This is a genomic window from Vibrio sp. 1249-1, assembly GCF_033340495.1.
Genome location: NZ_JAWOWJ010000513.1, coordinates 1 through 713 on the forward strand (window position 1 = coordinate 1; position 713 = coordinate 713).

The 713-nt window shown below is 47.7% G+C and carries 1 protein-coding gene and 1 pseudogene; both read left to right on the plus strand.

Annotated elements, in window-relative coordinates; translation table 11 throughout:
* Window positions 1-81 (plus strand): annotated as a pseudogene (locus R7Z50_RS27315) (2-amino-4-hydroxy-6-hydroxymethyldihydropteridine diphosphokinase); the annotation flags it as partial.
* Window positions 82-105: 24 nt separating this feature from the next.
* Window positions 106-713: 3-methyl-2-oxobutanoate hydroxymethyltransferase (gene panB, locus R7Z50_RS27320; protein ID WP_318149723.1), on the plus strand; the 608-nt coding region annotated here is incomplete at its 3' end.

A 713-nucleotide genomic window follows, 5' to 3' on the forward strand; every position in this document is an offset into this window, starting at 1 on the left:
TTACAACTCCCTGATGGGACCGAGGTCTCTGAACTACTGGAACAAGTAGATAGAAACGGCCTCAGAATTTGGCAGTCATAGCCAGCTCCTAGTAAGGATAAAACAATGAAAAAGATGACCATCAACGACCTTATCAAGTGGAAGCAAGAAGGTCGTAAATTTGCTACTTCAACCGCTTACGATGCGAGCTTTGCACAACTTTTTGAAAGCCAAGAAATGCCCGTTCTTTTAGTTGGTGATTCACTTGGTATGGTATTGCAAGGTGAAAACGATACGCTACCAGTAACGGTAGACGACATCGTGTACCACACTCGCTGTGTGCGTGCTGGCAGCCCGAATTGCTTGCTAATGGCCGATATGCCATTCATGAGCTACGCAACACCAGAGCAAGCGTGTGAGAACGCGGCAAAATTGATGCGCGCAGGCGCAAACATGGTAAAAATCGAAGGCGGCGACTGGCTAGTTGATACCGTTAAGATGCTTACTGAACGCGCAGTGCCAGTCTGTGCTCACCTTGGTTTAACCCCTCAGTCTGTTAACATTTTTGGTGGTTACAAAATCCAAGGTCGCGATCAAGAAAAAGCGGATCGCATGGTAAAAGATGCGTTAGCGCTACAAGAAGCAGGCGCTCAAATCGTCCTACTAGAATGTGTGCCTGCAGAACTGGCAGAGCGCATTACTAAAGTACTCGACGTGCCAGTCATCGGTATCGG